This window comes from Rossellomorea orangium, from assembly GCF_019334305.1.
GTDB lineage: Bacteria > Bacillota > Bacilli > Bacillales > Bacillaceae_B > Rossellomorea.
On sequence record NZ_JAHWGH010000018.1, the window covers coordinates 55,946 to 71,991 of the forward strand.

A 16,046-nucleotide genomic window follows, 5' to 3' on the forward strand; every position below is an offset into this window, starting at 1 on the left:
CCAATTATCTTACATTAATTTGGTTATAAACATTGTGGCAATCCCAAAATAGATAAGGAGGGAAAGAATATCATTGATCGTGGTAATCAAGGGACCAGAAGCTACCGCAGGATCGACGTTGAACTTATACAGAATAAGCGGGATGATTGTTCCTGCCAATGTCCCGATGATCAATGTGATCAGTAAAGAACTTCCCACCACAAATCCCAGGACCATATTTCCCAACCATATATATGCGATCAGAGCAATCATGACCGCACAAGTGACTCCGATGATGATACCAACCCATAATTCACGGAAGATCAGCTTCACGACTTGTTTTGCATCAAGGTCGTGGGAAACAAGACCCCTGACGACCACAGCCAGTGATTGAGTGCCTGTATTTCCTGTCATACCCGCAATCATGGGCATGAAAAAGGCGAGGGCCACCACTTGTTCCAGCGTTGCAGAGAATCTGTCTATGATACTTCCTGAAACAAGACCAATGAATAATAACAAAATGAGCCAAGGGAGACGGCGATAGGCAGCCACGAATGGTTTGGTCGTAAAGTCGATGGACTTCCCCGACGCAGACAGTTTCTCGATATCTTCATTTGCTTCTTGAATGACGACATCAATGATATCATCCACGGTTATGACTCCAACGAGTCTGCCATCTTCTTCAATGACAGGCAGCGTGATGAAGTCGTAACGGCTGATCAATTTTGCCACTTCTTCCTGGTCGGTGTGCACATCCACTTTTACAACCCGGCTGTACATGATATCTTCTATTTTATCGAATAACTCACTAAGTAATAAATCCTTATAGGAAATGACCCCAATCAGTTTTTTATCTTCGTCAATGACATACAGATAGTTTAGATATTCGGCCAATTCAGCAAAATGCTTGAGCTTATCCACCGCTTCGCGAACACTGTAATGTTTAGGAATCCAGACATAGCGGTTGTTCATGATACGACCGGCCGTTTCCGGCTGATAGGTCATGAGATTCTGGACTACCTGTGATTCTGCCTGGTTCATCTCAGACAAGAGTTCCTCTATCTTCTCAGGTTCCAAGTCTGTCAGTAACGTGGCCAGATTGTCATTTTCCATCAAATCGAGGACTTTAGTAGACTTTTCGATCCCCAATTTTTCCAATACGATTAACTGATCTTCCCTTCCAATCTCCTGGATGAATTCCGTCAATTGTTCCAGTGGTAAATACAATAGAAATTTATTACGATGCTTGGATGGAATATGTAAATATTGATGAGCTATATCATAAGGCTGCAGCTCTTCAATGATATTTAAGAAAACGTCTTTCTTACCATCTTTCAAGCTTTGGATAATGGCAAGAGTGATTTCATTTTCCGTAATGGCTAATGTCATATGCTTACTCCTTATGATGATTTCTCTTTAATGTGCGCAATAGGGAGATACCCGATGGAGTAGCTTCCCCCTGATAGTATCTCCTAAAGCATGTATAAATTCTACTACTATTCCACTCTTTGCTCATCTATAGATAATATTTCCTTTAATTCATCCTCGGTTAAGGTTTGTACGACGTTTTCATTCGGACTCATGACTTCCTGGATCAAATGGCGTTTTTTATCCTGAAGCTCGTTCATCTTCTCCTCGATTGTTCCTTTGGCAATGAGCTTGATCACCTGCACCGTATTTTTCTGTCCCATCCGGTGTGCACGATCCGCTGCCTGTTCTTCTACGGCGGGATTCCACCACGTATCGTAGAGAATGACCGTATCGGCACTTGTTAAATTCAGCCCCGTTCCCCCTGCCTTTAAAGATATGAGAAAAACGTTCCGCTCACCATGATTGAATCGATCACACATCCGGATCCTATCTTCAGATGGAGTGTTTCCATTTAAATAGAAGTAGGACTGTCCTTTCCCTGAAAGCTCGCTTGCCACCATTTCAAGCATTTTTGTGAATTGTGAAAACACCAGGACGCGTCTTCCTGATAATCTGGATTCCTCAAGCAAGTCCATGAGATGCATGAATTTCCCTGAGGTACCTTGATAGCCATCTACAAATAACCCCGGGTGGCAGCAGATTTGCCTCAACCTGGTCAAGCCTGCGAGAATCTTTATTTTGTTCTTTCTTAACGTATTTTTATCCAAATGCTTCATTGTGTCATGCCTCAGCTTCGCGAGATAGGCCGCGTACAGCTCTTTCTGCTGAGGAAGCAGCTCTATGGATTCGATGAATTCCTCTTTGCCGGGAAGCTCAGCCAAAACATCCTCTTTTAATCTGCGAAGAACAAACGGTCTGATTCTCTTCGAAATGTCTTTTTTTGTCAGGCGGCTGTAATCCTTTAGGCCACGGAATAAGTCAGGAAAAACAACGTGGAATATGGACCAAAGCTCCTCAAGGGAGTTCTCCACAGGGGTTCCCGTCAATGCAAAGCGATTTTCAGCTTGTATCCTCTTAACGCTTCTGGCTGTTTTGGTGACTGGATTTTTAAATGCTTGTGCTTCATCGAAAAAGACAGTATGGAATTTTTGAAGTTCAAACCATTTACTGTCGCTGCGAAGTAAAGGATAAGATGTAATAATCACATCAACATCCTTCATTTCCTTTTGTTTTTTCCTTCGTTCCACTTGGTTCCCATCCAGGATGAGAGTCTGTATGTCGGGAGCAAATTTCACACATTCTTTTTTCCAGTTATAGGTAAGGGATGAAGGACACACTATGAGAACCGGGAACTTCCTAGATCTGATATCATCAAGTACAGAAAGGATATAGGTAATACTCTGTACCGTTTTTCCCAGCCCCATGTCATCTGCCAAAATCCCTCCCATTCCATAATGGGAAAGAGTCTTCATCCAGCGATACCCGGTTTTCTGGTAACCTCTCAGCAGTGGATCCATAGAAGAAGGAATTGAAATCTTCCTACTATCGGGATCCATGAGGTGCCGGAAGCATTCTTTAAAGGAGTCTTCCATAATGAATGTTTGTACTCTATCTACAGAATCGAGCAAATCCAGACTTTGATACAGTGGGAGCTCCAGCCCCTTCGCAAGATCATTCTTCTCGGCTTGTGAGGTATTAAGGAACCGCTGGATTTCTTGGAATTCCTTTGATTCAAGTGACAGCAGTGAACCGTTTTTCAGCCTGAAATATTTCCTTTTTTCTTCCAACGCTTCGAGAATTCCCATCACCTGATTGTCTGGTATACCATCCATTTCAAATGAAAATTCCAACCAGTTCATTCGTTCCTTTTTCACTTTCACCCGGATTTTCGGCGTATGATTGCCTTTGGATACCCTATTCCTGACAGCGGTGGTGGCAAAGATTTGAACATGTTTCTGAATCTTCGTCACCCCATAGGTTAAGAACTCATACTCTAAATCCTCATTATGTAAAAAGTATCCCCCTTCTGTTTTCCCGAACGAAAACTCCTCCATCCATTCGAGGATTCGGTCTTCCTTCTCGACATCACGGATGATAAGTGATCCTGAAGGAGTTTCCCTATTTTCAAGAGGATGAATGACCACTCCGTCATAATGAAATTCAAGTCCCGCTAATAGACGATTTTTAACCCGGTCGAGATACAATTTCGCCACAAGGGGGGCCGTATCCAACCTCCGGGCTATGTCTTCTGAAAGTTTCACCTCACCTAATTTCTTTAGACCTACAGCAACTTTATCGAGGAAAAAGCCAATCTGTGATTGGGGAATCGGGATGTATTCGTTTCCTGATCTATTCAGGAGTCTCTTTAATTCAGAAAGTCGTTTAACGTCCATGCTTTCAAGCTGTGTAACTTCCCCATCATGTATGACCACTTGATACTGATTCAAGATGATCATGTTCCTTAGTCCTGAAATACCTAATTGGAAACCGCCCCCTTCATCCAGCGTAAAGTCGAATGTTAACGGAAGAGGGAGTGCCCTTTCCATGATTTCCACCAAGCCCCCATCACTTTGGAGTATTTTCACATTTTCACTTCTTAGCAAAAGTGGTAATAGCTGCTCCCAGGACGATGGAGGAATAATCAAACTGTCGTAACTGTCATTTGATGCATTTGTTGATAAGGTCACAAGATGTTGAATGACAGCATCCGTTGCATTTTCAAAGCAATGAAACTCTTGATTGAATAGTAAGGAGTCTGAAATATGAAACGGTTTCCCTTCGTTTAAGCTATAGAGAAAAGGACGGACCCCATGCACCTTAATATTCTGTATGGTGATGTCGATTGCGATCACCTCTTCCCCGCTCAGAAGGATTAGTGGCCGAATAAGGAATTCACATTGCAGGACCTGTCTGTTTTCAAAATGACGCAGCTTACCCGTTTTTCGAAAGGAATCTTCTTGAAAAAGGGTGAAAAAGTCCTCAGTGATGCTATCCTCAGAAGGTCTTGTGCTTTTCTGCTGATGTTGAATCGCCATAAAGACAGCTGCAATATGTTGACAGTCTTTATCAAATGATGCAAGCTTTGGACAACTGCATTCAGCTTCAATTTCACCCCCTGCATCCTCTTGAATGGTCACGTGGAAATCTTCTTCCCCCATGACTGTCGCTTTATAATAGTCGTTTGTCGATTCTTCTATTTTCACTTTATTCGATCGGTAATACGCTTCTCCCCGTTTGTAAGAAACGGTACCGCATCGATCTTTTATGAGTTTTTGGTGTATAACGTTCAAAATACCTGTTCCTTCCATGAGTATCTTCAGGTTTGGTTAAACCCTGTTTCACACTTATCATAACAACAAAGCGGGAAATTAGAAATAATGAGACGGTATTACTATTTTAATAGAAACGTATAATTCCGGGATGATCGTCATAAAATAAAAGGAATGGAATCCTACAGAAAAAACCCGCACTATGAGGCCAGTCATAGTACGGAAAATATCCTAGTTCTCTACTTTTCAATATGATTCAATAACGAAAGGATGAAGCTTCCTGCTTGGAACATAAGCATGAAAATATAGTATTGCTCCATTATTTCCACCTCCTTTCGGGAGAATTATTTGTCCCCATTTGATATGTATGTAGGATTCACTCACTTCATGCGTTTTTTTGTTGTGAATTGCATATGCCTTGGAAATCCAAAAATCCCGTGTGGTCTTTTGAGAGATCACGCGGGATTTTTTCACATACGGAATAATGAAATATCCTGGGAGATTTTTATCTACGAAACATAAAATGCCATATGCTACACAACAGCAGAACGATAAATTTATGAAAGTTTCGCTTACATCATTTTTTCTATTGCATACCGTGACTTTTCCATGTAAATTAGTCAAGTATGTTTAATAGGAGGTATCATCAACATGAATCACACACAAAACACCCAACGGGTTCAAATGGCGACAGCCGATCCATCCGCTCTCGGACTTTTCGGACTGGCTATGGTTACCCTTGTAGCTTCTTCGGCAAAATTAGGCTGGACAGACGGCGTTTCGTTCATATTACCTTGGGCCATTTTCCTTGGAGGAATTGCTCAACTGATGGCAAGCTTCGGGGATGCCAAGCACAATAACACGTTTGGAATGACAGCATTCGGGGCATTCGGACTATTCTGGCTTGGAGTCGGTACGTCCTGGTTGATTTCATTCGGGGTATTCGGAGAACAAGCAGCAGCCGCGGTCGATCCTGAACAGCTGGGGATCGCGTATATCGGGTATTTGATATTCAGCATTTTCATGACGGTAGGCGCCATGGAAACGCATAAGGTCTTATTTATTATATTTGTACTGATTGATTTCTTGTTTATTGGATTATCCCTTTCAACTCTGGGAATCGCTCCTGAGGCTACCCACAAATTGGCAGCCATCTCTGAGTTATTCATCGCTCTTTTCAGCTTTTATGGTTCAGCTGCCAGTGTATTGAATACTCACTTCGGGAAAGAAACGCTCCCAGTTGGAAAACCATTCGGTATATTTAAATAAAGAAGAACTGGGCGACATAAAATCGCCCAGTTCTTCTTTTTCTGTTACCTTTTCAAAATTGGGGTGAATCCTGTTAAAGAATAAACAGATAACAGATCAACTATTTGTCCATACTAAAATATAGATTACATAGAAAAGGGTGTTAAGTATGGAAGGGGTACTTATATCCATATTGAGGACGCTGCTCAGCTTTATATTGTTGATTCTCGTGACCTTAATAATAGGTAAACATATTAACTCGCATAAGACCCATTATAGTTTTGCCTTATCCATTACGATTGGTTCTCTGATTGCAAATATGGGATTCAATACCCATCTTCATTTCACTGAAATGTTCGGTTCCTTTATGGCCCTCGTGATTTCATTCTATCTCCTGCTGATCACAACATCTCAAAGCAGGAAGGTACGAAGATGGATTTCAGGAACTCCAACGGTTATGATCGAGAAAGGGAAAGTGCTTGAACATAATATGAAGAAAATGAAATTCACCTTGGATGATTTAAATCAACAAATGCGTGAAAAAGGAGTATTTGACATTTCTGAGGTTGAATATGCTCTATTGGAAGTTAGCGGGCAAATCTCAGTAAAAAAGAAAGATTCTTTCCAGCACGTTACTAAAATGGATCTTCAACTATCCGATCCGACTTCCACACCGCTTCCAATTGAACTGATCATGAACGGAAAGATCATCAAAAAAAACCTCACCCCTAAATTCAGTGAAGCGTGGTTGAATAAGGAATGCCGCTACAGAGGGCTATCACTTAGAGAAATATATTACGGGGTTGTCAGCAGCGATGGTACTCTCTTTATCGACTTGTTTCACGACCACAACCACTCCCCTATTGATATCGAATAAGTGAATTTCGCCTGGGACGCATTCTTTATTCAAGCATCACTTTATCTTGCCAACCCTCTCTCAAACGCAGCTAAATGATTCTGTGATGCATTCCTCAGCTGTGTGAAAACAAAACCTGCATCCTCTGGAAGTGGATAAGCCAGAAATGTATCATACATTGAAATATTATCGATTTCCCCCTGAACCCCTGCTCCGTAGGCATCTTTAATCGAATCCGGTGTCGTCACGTAAGATTGGGACTGATCCTGTGGCAACGGGATTCCATATCGCTGAAATAATGTCTGGAGTGCTGCGATATGGCGGAGCTCCGCTTCTTTAATCCTCATAAATGTTGAAACATTTCCAAATTTCTGTATGACCCGATCATATCTAGCCTGTGCAAGATACTCGTCCTGCATGGCATAAACGAGCATTTGAGGAACCGTAAGTGTCGAGGCGGCAAGTGCTCCCTTTGCTCCATAATTCCCTTGACGTGAAGCGTACCCTCTTCCTTGATTCTTTATTATATAATACAGAAACCAAACAGCGTGATTCTGCTCATCTTCTGCCGCTCGTGAAAATGTTTCCTTTATATAAGAATCCTGAACTCCGTCTCGAATGCCATGATAAAAATCAACCGTTTCCTGCTCATCCTTGAAGGCAAATTGAAGTCCTCTTTTATATCCATCCGGACAGCCTTCCTGCAAAATCGGACTGGGCTCTACTCCTGTCAAATTTGTATAGATCGCGCTGAATACTTTAAAATGACGTTTTTCATCTTTTCTGATTTCCAGGATTCGGAGTCTTTCTTCCTCAGTGGGTGCAAGATCTGCAAGCTTTTTATAACAGGCTATCGCACTGTACTCACCATTGATGGCTTTTTGAAGCTCATCCACTAAGGAGTGACTTTCGGTCACACGTGAGTGTCCATTCAGATTAAACGGTTTGAATTGCCGGTAATAATGATATGGATTCATATTAAACTTCACCTCTTTTTTTCCAGTCAATACTAAGATATGACTACTCGAAAAATAGGTGTTTGTATCATTTTCACTTTTTCATTCTTTGTGCGTAAGCCTCCAATAAGTCCTTCACCAAGATCCCATCAATCATCATACCGGATGTATCACAGTCAGAAATGTCAACATTCTTTAAATTACAGTTTTGAAACTTCGACTCTTTAAGGTCACATCGCTCAAATCTCAATGGTTCACCTGCATCCCCAAGATGTGTATCATGAATATGAACGCCGCCCAGAGCTACATGAGCTATTTCGCTATGTGAAAGATTGAGGTCAGCCAATAGTGCTCGTTGAAAGTTGATATTTTGAAAACGGGATTCTGTAAGATTACAATTGCTAAACTGCACCCCCATCATTCTGCTGTTGCTGAATGTAGATAAACTCCCGTTAATTCCGTAAAATTCGGTCTTCTCCAAACTGCAATGTTCCACATGTGTGTCAGCGAGATCAACGTCTTTTAAACTACTATCCACTATTGTTACTTCTCTTTGAATAACTGGAGGACCCGTTTCTACATTCATTTTTTTCTCATAGCAGTATTCATCATGGGATTCGAATATCTTTTGAAAACCCAAATTTTCATAGAAGGTGTGATTGCTCAGTTGCAGGCTCGACGTCTCAAGTTCCCACGACACCACATGTGGATAATTTCCTTCCATGATTTTCAATACTTGAGATCCAATTCCTCTCCCTTGATATGACGGATCAATGAATATCCGGTCGATCCGTCCACGGCGTTTGCCTGCGACGGTAACGATCAGTCCACCCACGATGGTATCTTCATAGAAGACCTTGTAATAATCCAATTCCCTTATCATATACGTATTCATTTCGATGGAATCATAGCCCGGGGGCTGGATATTGTAATCAATGATTCCGGTTTGATTTTGAAACCATTTTACTCTCTCTGCATCAAACACCTTTTTTTGGACAGCAGTAAGGACAGAAGCGTCCTCGATATTTGCAGGATCTATTTTCACTGTACTCATTGTCATGCCCCTTTTTAACTGTTTATATAGTTTTCTATCAACTTATAAATCTCAAATGCACCTGAACCTTTATTTGATAATACTACTACTTTTAGATCTTTTTCCATGTAATGGGCAGAATGAAAACTCACCCCTGGATCATAGCCCATCACATGATGCTTATCGGGAAGGTTCAACCACATTCCATAACCGTAGTCCACACCTTCCTTCACATTTACATGCGGTTCAGTTATTCTCGCAGTATTCTCATTTTTCAAAAGCTTATCGGACAAGAGAGCTTCCCAAAACGAGATCATATCTGGACCCGTCACATATGCTCCTCCATCCGCCCCGCCCTGGATGGGAATGGAATAGATATTCGTTCTCCAGGAGTTTTCACTTTCTTCAATGTAGCCGTTGGCCGTATTACCCGGTAACCGATCAAGGCGAAAATATCCGGAAGCGTTCATAGATGCCGGCGTGAAAATGTTTTTCACGATGTACTCTTGAACCGTCATCCCTGAAAGATTCTCGATAACCAATCCAAGTATGATATAACCGGCATTATTATAATGAAACGTCTCACCCGGATGAGATTTCATAGGTGAATTCTGAAAGAACGGTAAAAAATCCTCTCCCTTCTGAATGAGATACATGGGCGTTTCCTTCCATAAATCCTCGAAGTCATCCATCACTTCTTCATCAAAATAATCTGGAATCCCGGATGTATGTGTCAATAAGTGTTGGATGGTAACACGATCATCGAAATGTGGAAATGAAATGGACAGGCATTCTTTTATCGGTGTATGAAAACTCAGAATCCCCTTTTCTACAAGCTGACAGATTGCCACTGCCGTAAACAATTTACACCCGGACGCAATACCGTATCGAGTATCTATATTGTTTTCACGTCGTGCACTGCGATCAGAATATCCAAATGCAGAGGCTACGAGAACTTCCCCATTTTTCTTTACCATTACCGTCCCTGAAAAATCACTTTTTTCTGCATGCTCTTGAATTATGGTTGATAATTGTTTCATATCTTCCTTCGCTCCTTAATAGTCAATGGGGCCATCTAGAATTGTTTATCTGGCAAGGGGTATCATGCTTTAATGCACCAATTTCAAACGCTTGAATTTTCTCTTTCCCACTTGCACAACCATCCCATCTGCAATTGTGATTTCCTCCTGCACATTCAGCACCTTTTCCCCGTCGACCCTGATTCCCCCATTTTGGATCATCCGGCGGGCTTCACTTTTTGAACTTTGCATTTGTAAGGAAACTAGCAGATCGACGATGGATATTTTCCCTTCACCATGCCATTCTTTTACCGGAATATCACCGGGAATTTCCCCTTTTTGGAAAACCTCCTTGAATTGTTTCTCAGCTTGTTCTGCAGACTCTTTACCGTGATACATTCTCACAATCGTTTTCCCTAAAAGAATTTTGGCATCCATCGGGTGCAAGGAGCCCTCACTTATTTCATTGGCGACCTTTTCCTTCTCTTCTATTGATAGATCTGTTATGAGATTAAAGTATTTAACTATTAACTCATCAGGAATCGACATCGTCTTGCCGAACATTTGATTGGGATCTTCATCGATTCCAATGTAATTATGTTTGGATTTTGACATTTTCTCCACTCCGTCTAGACCTTCAAGTAAAGGAAGCAAAATGACAACCTGTTTTTCCTGGCTATAATGTTCCTGAAGATGTCTTCCCATCAGTACATTAAACTGCTGGTCCGTCCCTCCTAACTCTATATCGCTTTCAAGTGCGACGGAATCATATCCCTGCATCAAAGGATAAAAAAGCTCATGAAGCGAGATTGGCTTCCCTTCGGATAACCTGTTGGAGAAATCATTTCGTTCAATCAACCTCGCGACCGTGATCTTTGAAGATAAATGAATGACAGCTTCTAGATCAAGGGCTGACAGCCAGCTTGAATTATAATGGAGCTCAACCTTCTCTTTGTCGAGAACTTTGCCGAACTGTTTAAAGTAGGTCTCTGCATTTCTCTTAACTTCTTCATTTGTCAGTTGCTTTCTTGCAACTGACTTCCCGGTCGGATCCCCGATTTTCCCCGTGAAATCCCCGATAATAAGCTGAACGATATGCCCGTTTTCCTGAAACTGTCTTAATTTATTCAAAACAACCGTGTGACCGATGTGAACATCAGGGGCAGTAGGATCCAGACCCAGCTTGATTTTTAACGGCTTACCGGTTGAAATTGACTTCACCAGTTTCTGTTTTAACTCTGCTTCTGGAATGATTTCATGCACTCCATTTCTATATTGAGCCAGCTGCCTTTCAACTTCGAGCTGCTGAACTTCTGATAGGGATTTCCATTTGTGATCCATCATCAATTCTCCTTTTTTGGCTGATTTCGTACTCTCTGTAACATTCTTCTCATCGCTTCGCTGAAGTTTTATGTGTTCGCCGATAAAACAATGAATCACTTCTCAATACTCCCTAAACAAAAAAACCACGCCCCTTATAAAAAGGGACGTGGTTAACGCGGTACCACCCTAATTGAAGATCACTCTTCCACTCTGTACGGATAACGGTCCGTCCGTTCTCTGCTACTCTATCTGTTCACAAAGAATGTTCAAGGAAGTAATTCATGCTTATCTATGTACTGATTTTCACCAGACATCAGTTCTCTGCGACAGGGAGATAAGTCACTACTGAATCCCATCATTACATGTATGATTTAGAATTTTCATTTATTTTACAGGATAATTCAGGAAAAAACAATAATAATTTATTTATCCCTTCACGATCCCCATCACAAATCCATCATACCCCTTTGATCCAACGGTCTGAACGACCGTCGAATCGATCCGTTCTTCATTGGATAACAGTTCTACAAATGTTCGTACTCCCTGAACACTATCATCTTCACTGGCTTCATCAATGACTCTTCCTCCACGAACGACATTATCCGTGATGATGACCGTCCCGGGCTGCGACAATCGAAGTGCCCATTTTAAATAATTGGAGTTGTTTTGCTTATCTGCATCAATGAAGATGAAATCAAATGTACCCTGAAGTGTTGGCAGTGTGTCCAGAGCAGCTCCAACTTTGATTTCCACTTTGTCTTTCAAGCCGGCATTCCGAATATTTTGTCCTGCTACTTTTGCATGTTTTTCACTATACTCCAATGTCACAATCCGGCCGTCCTCCGGCAGGGACCTGGCAAGCCAAATGGTGCTGTACCCACCGAGTGTTCCAATTTCCAAGATTCTTTTTGCCCCTTGAAGTTGCGCCAGTAGGGAAAGGAATTTCCCCTGATTTGGAGAAACATCGATTGCAGGAAGCTCGGCTTCGCAATTTGCCAGCAATACAGACTCCATGATCCCATCGGTACTGTGAAGTTTTTCTGAATAATATTGATCTACTTTTGTCCAAGTATCTGTTGACATTTGTTTACTCACTCCTAAATTTGTTTACATAATATCATTATGTATAACTGGTACTATTACTCATCCATTATGATGACTCATCAAACCTAAAATTCTTTAGTCCTTTAACATTCGTCTTCAATGAAAAAACCCCTCCAGCATAGGGATAATCACACAACTGTTCCTCTGTCATTCTCGTTCTCGCCGATGTGATGTATAGTTCGTCAAGATTCGGTCCACCGAAGGCACAAGAGGTCACATTCACTGCGGGAACCGGAATAAATTCGAGCTGTTTGCCCTTATATGGATCCCATCTTGATATCCCCTTCCCTCCCCAATGGGCGATCCACAGCATTCCTTCTTCATCGATCGTCATACCATCAGGCAATCCTGTACTCTCAGGAAATTGTACGACTACCTCTGGACATTCAATTTCACCCGAATCTACAAAATACCGATATCTGACCACTTGCTTCGTAGGGGTATCAATAAAGTACATATACCGGTGATCAGGTGACCACGCGAGGCCATTTGATGTACCCACGTTTCCGACCTTTTTTGTTATTTGTAAAGTAGAGTCGACAACATATAAAGCCCCATTCCCTTTAACCCCTGTTTGATCAGTCGTTCCCGCCCAAAAGCGGCCGGAAGGATCACATTTCCCATCATTGAACCTGTTTTCCTTCAGGTGACTTTCAGGGTCCACGACTTTTTCTAAGATACCCGTCTCCCAATCATAAAAATGGATGCCGTGTTGAAGTCCAAGGATTAATCGTCCATTATTGGTATGAGAAAGACAGCCAACGAATTGATCCAATTGGACCTCTTCCAACTCATCATTCAAAGAATGTAGGCGAAAAATTTTCTTTCCCATAATATCTACCCACAGGAACATCTTTCGTTCATCGTCCCAACAAGGACTTTCCCCCAGAGTATTTCTTGCATCTACTGTTAATTTGACTGACATAAAAAAATCCTCTCTATACAAGGTCTCTACATATGTAATTCTAGTTAAATAATGTAAATCCCTTTAAATGAACCTACATTTTCCCTGTTGCTCTCTTTCCCATCTTCCTTAAACCTTTCTCATTCCAAATGAAAAAGCACCCAGCGATGCAGGGTGCTTTCAAAAAGTTATTTCTCGATTCTATTACCTTCATAAATCTTTACATCAAGTGGGGCTGCTAAATATTCAGGAGCCCTTCCTACAAATGATGTAAAATGTTCACTTGCATTATGGCTCTCAACGGCTGATGAGTCCTTCCATACTTCAACCATTGTGTAGACATGTTCTCTTTCAGTATCTTTCATTAAATCGTATGAGATATTACCTGCTTCTGCTCTGGATGCAGCGACTAGCGGGCGGATTTCTTCTAAAAATGCCTGTTCCTGGATAGGATTGATCTTAAATTCAGCGTGAATGATAATCATACTGATTCTCCTCTTCTCGTACTATTATTTCCATTCTGTGATGGATTCAACTGGTAAACGAACTGATTTGTAGCCTGCATCTGCCGCTTTCCCGATTGAAATCAGCATAACCGGGTAGTAACGTTCTTTATCCATGCCATAGGCTTCAGCAATTTGGTCTTTTTCGTAACCACCTATCGGATTTGTATCATATCCGTGAGCGCGCGCAGCAAGCATCAGCTGCATAGATACCAAACCTGCATCGATGAGGTTCATCTCCCTGAACTGATCGACCGGCATCGTTTCGAGTAAACCTTTAATGGCAGGAAGCTGTCTGTCTCTTACTTCTGCAGGCATATACCCCTCTTCGACTGCCTTATTATAGATTTCATCTGCATAGTCAAGGCTGTTCATATCGACAAATACTGCAATAACGGCAGAAGAAGTCTTGACTTGTGTTTGATTGAACTTTGCAAGTGGAGCAAGTGCTGCCTTTCCTTCTTCGCTGTCAATGACAACAAAACGCCAAGGCTGCAGATTGACGGATGAAGGGGCAAGGGTTGCCTCTGTAAGAATTTCAGTCATTTCTTCTTTGCTGATTTTCACTGACGGATCATAGTTACGGATGGAACGACGACCTGTGATGATTTCGTTAAAGTCATTGATTTTTGTTGTATTCATGATGCATTCTCCTTCTTGTATGATTTCTTAAGATTCAATGTCCTGTACATTATCTTGGATACGATTTAGCATGTCCGAAAGAATTGAACGTTCTTCTTCTGTAAAAGTCTTGAAGACCTTAGAGATGAAAATCTCTTTCTCTTCCCGGTAAGCTTGAATCTTCAGCCTTCCTTCTTCTGTCAGGCGGACAAAGGTGAAACGGTTGTCAGCGGGATTTTTACGCCGCGAAACCATTCCTTTTCCTTCAAGCTGTTTTAAATGCCTGGTAACAGCCGCACTATCGATATTCACTTCACGTTGAAGTGCCGTCTGGCTGATTTCTTCCACTTCATACAGCCTGTGCAACAGGTCCAAACGCGATTGACTGATTCCAGTACACCGCTCAAATTTCGGACTCATTTGCTTATATATATCATTGAGTTGAATGATGATCTTCTCTTCTTCACGACACGAGTTGGACAAAGCATCCTCCTCCTTATAGATAATTGACAGGTCAATTGTTGACCCGTCAATTAATATAATATATTTAAATATAATAGTCAATCAAATAGGTTTGTGTATTAAAAAAAGCCGGCTTAAAGAGATACTAACCTTTAACCAGCTTTCTTGCTTCATTCCTTGACTTCAATATACTTAAACGACAATTCTTTCAATTTCTTAATGATCTCCTCTTCGTAATCACCTGTAAAGGGGATATGTTCATCGGCATAGTCAGATAGCCCTTCATGGTAGCCCACCATCACTGCATGCTTCGCTTTCCTGAACATACTAACGTCATTGGCATCATTTCCAAATGCAATAAAATCCTCTTCAGAAACTCCAAATGTTGAAAGAGCACTCCATTTATGTATATTGGCAGGGCTGAGATCCACTACCTTTTCATTCGTATGGGTATTCACAACGATATCCAGGGACTTCAAATCTATCAACATATCTTGAAAATTAGTTGATGTTAACAACAATATCTTCACAATCGAATTCAGTGATTCAACCGGAAGGGAACTGGCAAGATTGGCTGGATCCAAAAAATCCAGGATAGGGTGATTGTTAGGACCTGTATAAGCATAATCCCACTCACTATCGATTAAATACGTCGCTTCATATTGGTCTATAAGCTCATGAATCTTCGCAAGGTCGTTTGGATGAAAGGATGTTGAATGTATGACTTCTCCATGTTGATAGAGAAGAGATCCGTTACCGCCTATTAATGGATAAGAATGCAATCTCACATCCAGGACGGGAAGCATATCGCGAATCGGCCGTGCAGATGCAAAAAATAGTTCGTGACCACTCGATTTCAAATCCAGCAAGGATTGAACAATTCTTTTAGAAACAGGCTCACCTTTAAAGCAAATTGTACCGTCTAAGTCAAACACAAATTTCATGATAAACACCCTCTCTCAATATGTATGATTTTACCATAGGAAAGAGGATTTAGTAATCATTTTCAATAGCTACTAGTTACTCCTTTGGCAAGTCCAACGCTTGATAGGCGGCCTGATACTTTCCACCTTCTGCAACTTCTGAATGATACAGTGCTTTAAGAGCAAACGTCCTCTCTAAATTCATTTCTTCCATCAATACTTTCAGGCGTGACTGCAATTCTTTATTATCCCTAACCAACAGTTTCATTTGTGATTTCACATATCTCATAATGTTGTATTTCCCCTTTTCTCATTAAACAATTCATCAAGTATACCACCGATGGCCACCGTTCTAAAGTGGTTTCTTTCTTAAAGGCTGTTTTCGTAAATATTGTTGCTTTTGGATGTAGCGAGTGGCGGTTGATTTCCGCTACAGGTGCTCGCTTTCCGCGGGGCTGGCGGTGAGCCTCCTCGG

17 protein-coding genes and 1 other annotated feature are annotated in these 16,046 nt (G+C 41.4%); of the genes, 2 read left to right on the top strand and 15 right to left on the bottom strand.

Features of this window, described 5'->3' with window-relative positions:
- Positions 1 to 9: 9 nt before the first annotated feature.
- The 3 genes from mgtE to KYJ26_RS24395 all read right to left on the bottom strand — a co-directional run bounded on the left by mgtE (position 10) and on the right by KYJ26_RS24395 (position 4,939).
- Entirely contained in the window at positions 10 to 1,368 is a 1,359-nt protein-coding gene (gene mgtE, locus KYJ26_RS17555; RefSeq protein WP_219168686.1) for a magnesium transporter, read from the bottom strand.
- Positions 1,369 to 1,475: 107 nt separating this feature from the next.
- Complete coding sequence (locus tag KYJ26_RS17560) at positions 1,476 to 4,640, bottom strand: DEAD/DEAH box helicase (protein WP_219168687.1); 3,165 nt, start codon at positions 4,638 to 4,640, stop codon at positions 1,476 to 1,478.
- Positions 4,641 to 4,858: 218 nt separating this feature from the next.
- The gene (locus tag KYJ26_RS24395) at positions 4,859 to 4,939 is read right to left on the bottom strand and encodes a putative holin-like toxin (protein ID WP_226674494.1); all 81 of its coding nucleotides are present in this window, start codon (positions 4,937 to 4,939) and stop codon (positions 4,859 to 4,861) included.
- A gap of 331 nt (positions 4,940 to 5,270) precedes the next feature.
- Between KYJ26_RS24395 and KYJ26_RS17570 the strand changes: the two genes are divergently transcribed.
- Both KYJ26_RS17570 and KYJ26_RS17575 read left to right on the top strand, forming a co-directional pair.
- Positions 5,271 to 5,888: an acetate uptake transporter gene (locus KYJ26_RS17570; protein WP_219168689.1), complete on the top strand. Its 618-nt coding sequence runs from the start codon at positions 5,271 to 5,273 to the stop codon at positions 5,886 to 5,888.
- 148 nt (positions 5,889 to 6,036) lie between these two features.
- On the top strand, positions 6,037 to 6,744 hold the full coding sequence (locus KYJ26_RS17575; protein WP_219168690.1) for a DUF421 domain-containing protein: 708 nt from the start codon (positions 6,037 to 6,039) through the stop codon (positions 6,742 to 6,744).
- Between the two features lie 41 nt (positions 6,745 to 6,785).
- Here the strand turns inward: KYJ26_RS17575 and KYJ26_RS17580 are convergent, their stop codons facing one another.
- The 12 genes from KYJ26_RS17580 to KYJ26_RS17635 all read right to left on the bottom strand — a co-directional run.
- Complete coding sequence (locus KYJ26_RS17580; protein WP_219168691.1) at positions 6,786 to 7,700, bottom strand: ferritin family protein; 915 nt, start codon at positions 7,698 to 7,700, stop codon at positions 6,786 to 6,788.
- Positions 7,701 to 7,773: 73 nt separating this feature from the next.
- Positions 7,774 to 8,733, bottom strand: coding sequence for a GNAT family N-acetyltransferase (locus KYJ26_RS17585; RefSeq protein WP_219168692.1), 960 nt, complete (start codon positions 8,731 to 8,733; stop codon positions 7,774 to 7,776).
- 14 nt (positions 8,734 to 8,747) lie between these two features.
- The gene (locus tag KYJ26_RS17590) at positions 8,748 to 9,752 is read right to left on the bottom strand and encodes a serine hydrolase domain-containing protein (RefSeq protein WP_219168693.1); all 1,005 of its coding nucleotides are present in this window, start codon (positions 9,750 to 9,752) and stop codon (positions 8,748 to 8,750) included.
- 69 nt (positions 9,753 to 9,821) lie between these two features.
- Positions 9,822 to 11,072 (bottom strand): tyrosine--tRNA ligase, encoded by a 1,251-nt coding sequence (gene tyrS / locus KYJ26_RS17595; protein ID WP_219169334.1) that lies wholly within the window; start codon positions 11,070 to 11,072, stop codon positions 9,822 to 9,824.
- A gap of 139 nt (positions 11,073 to 11,211) precedes the next feature.
- Positions 11,212 to 11,422: a binding site (T-box leader), on the bottom strand.
- Positions 11,423 to 11,480: 58 nt separating this feature from the next.
- Positions 11,481 to 12,137, bottom strand: a complete 657-nt coding sequence (locus KYJ26_RS17600; protein ID WP_219168694.1) for an O-methyltransferase — start codon at positions 12,135 to 12,137, stop codon at positions 11,481 to 11,483.
- A gap of 67 nt (positions 12,138 to 12,204) precedes the next feature.
- On the bottom strand, positions 12,205 to 13,083 hold the full coding sequence (locus tag KYJ26_RS17605) for an SMP-30/gluconolactonase/LRE family protein (protein WP_219168695.1): 879 nt from the start codon (positions 13,081 to 13,083) through the stop codon (positions 12,205 to 12,207).
- A gap of 167 nt (positions 13,084 to 13,250) precedes the next feature.
- Entirely contained in the window at positions 13,251 to 13,547 is a 297-nt protein-coding gene (locus KYJ26_RS17610; protein ID WP_219168696.1) for a putative quinol monooxygenase, read from the bottom strand.
- Between the two features lie 24 nt (positions 13,548 to 13,571).
- Positions 13,572 to 14,207, bottom strand: a complete 636-nt coding sequence (locus KYJ26_RS17615; RefSeq protein WP_219168697.1) for a nitroreductase family protein — start codon at positions 14,205 to 14,207, stop codon at positions 13,572 to 13,574.
- 27 nt (positions 14,208 to 14,234) lie between these two features.
- Positions 14,235 to 14,669, bottom strand: coding sequence for a MarR family winged helix-turn-helix transcriptional regulator (locus tag KYJ26_RS17620; RefSeq protein ID WP_219168698.1), 435 nt, complete (start codon positions 14,667 to 14,669; stop codon positions 14,235 to 14,237).
- A gap of 149 nt (positions 14,670 to 14,818) precedes the next feature.
- Complete coding sequence (locus KYJ26_RS17625; protein ID WP_219168699.1) at positions 14,819 to 15,592, bottom strand: HAD-IIB family hydrolase; 774 nt, start codon at positions 15,590 to 15,592, stop codon at positions 14,819 to 14,821.
- Between the two features lie 76 nt (positions 15,593 to 15,668).
- A complete protein-coding gene (locus KYJ26_RS17630; RefSeq protein WP_219168700.1) occupies positions 15,669 to 15,860 on the bottom strand; it encodes a hypothetical protein in 192 nt (63 codons plus the stop codon).
- Positions 15,823 to 16,046, bottom strand: a 224-nt coding sequence (locus KYJ26_RS17635; protein WP_219169383.1) for a hypothetical protein, incomplete at its 5' end; no start/stop codon positions are given. The genes KYJ26_RS17630 and KYJ26_RS17635, both read right to left, overlap by 38 nt.

Bases quoted from the DNA above. Each gene is read 5' to 3' on its own strand.
- KYJ26_RS17605 (WP_219168695.1), bottom strand. From the start codon at position 13,083: ATGTCAGTCAAATTAACAGTAGATGCAAGAAATACTCTGGGGGAAAGT.
- KYJ26_RS17625 (WP_219168699.1), bottom strand. From the start codon at position 15,592: ATGAAATTTGTGTTTGACTTAGACGGTACAATTTGCTTTAAAGGTGAG.
- mgtE (WP_219168686.1), bottom strand. From the start codon at position 1,368: ATGACATTAGCCATTACGGAAAATGAAATCACTCTTGCCATTATCCAA.
- KYJ26_RS17585 (WP_219168692.1), bottom strand. From the start codon at position 8,733: ATGAGTACAGTGAAAATAGATCCTGCAAATATCGAGGACGCTTCTGTC.
- KYJ26_RS17580 (WP_219168691.1), bottom strand. From the start codon at position 7,700: ATGAATCCATATCATTATTACCGGCAATTCAAACCGTTTAATCTGAAT.
- tyrS (WP_219169334.1), bottom strand. From the start codon at position 11,072: ATGGATCACAAATGGAAATCCCTATCAGAAGTTCAGCAGCTCGAAGTT.
- KYJ26_RS17615 (WP_219168697.1), bottom strand. From the start codon at position 14,207: ATGAATACAACAAAAATCAATGACTTTAACGAAATCATCACAGGTCGT.
- KYJ26_RS17630 (WP_219168700.1), bottom strand. From the start codon at position 15,860: ATGAGATATGTGAAATCACAAATGAAACTGTTGGTTAGGGATAATAAA.
- KYJ26_RS17590 (WP_219168693.1), bottom strand. From the start codon at position 9,752: ATGAAACAATTATCAACCATAATTCAAGAGCATGCAGAAAAAAGTGAT.
- KYJ26_RS17600 (WP_219168694.1), bottom strand. From the start codon at position 12,137: ATGTCAACAGATACTTGGACAAAAGTAGATCAATATTATTCAGAAAAA.
- KYJ26_RS17575 (WP_219168690.1), top strand. From the start codon at position 6,037: ATGGAAGGGGTACTTATATCCATATTGAGGACGCTGCTCAGCTTTATA.
- KYJ26_RS17570 (WP_219168689.1), top strand. From the start codon at position 5,271: ATGAATCACACACAAAACACCCAACGGGTTCAAATGGCGACAGCCGAT.
- KYJ26_RS17610 (WP_219168696.1), bottom strand. From the start codon at position 13,547: ATGATTATCATTCACGCTGAATTTAAGATCAATCCTATCCAGGAACAG.
- KYJ26_RS24395 (WP_226674494.1), bottom strand. From the start codon at position 4,939: ATGGAGCAATACTATATTTTCATGCTTATGTTCCAAGCAGGAAGCTTC.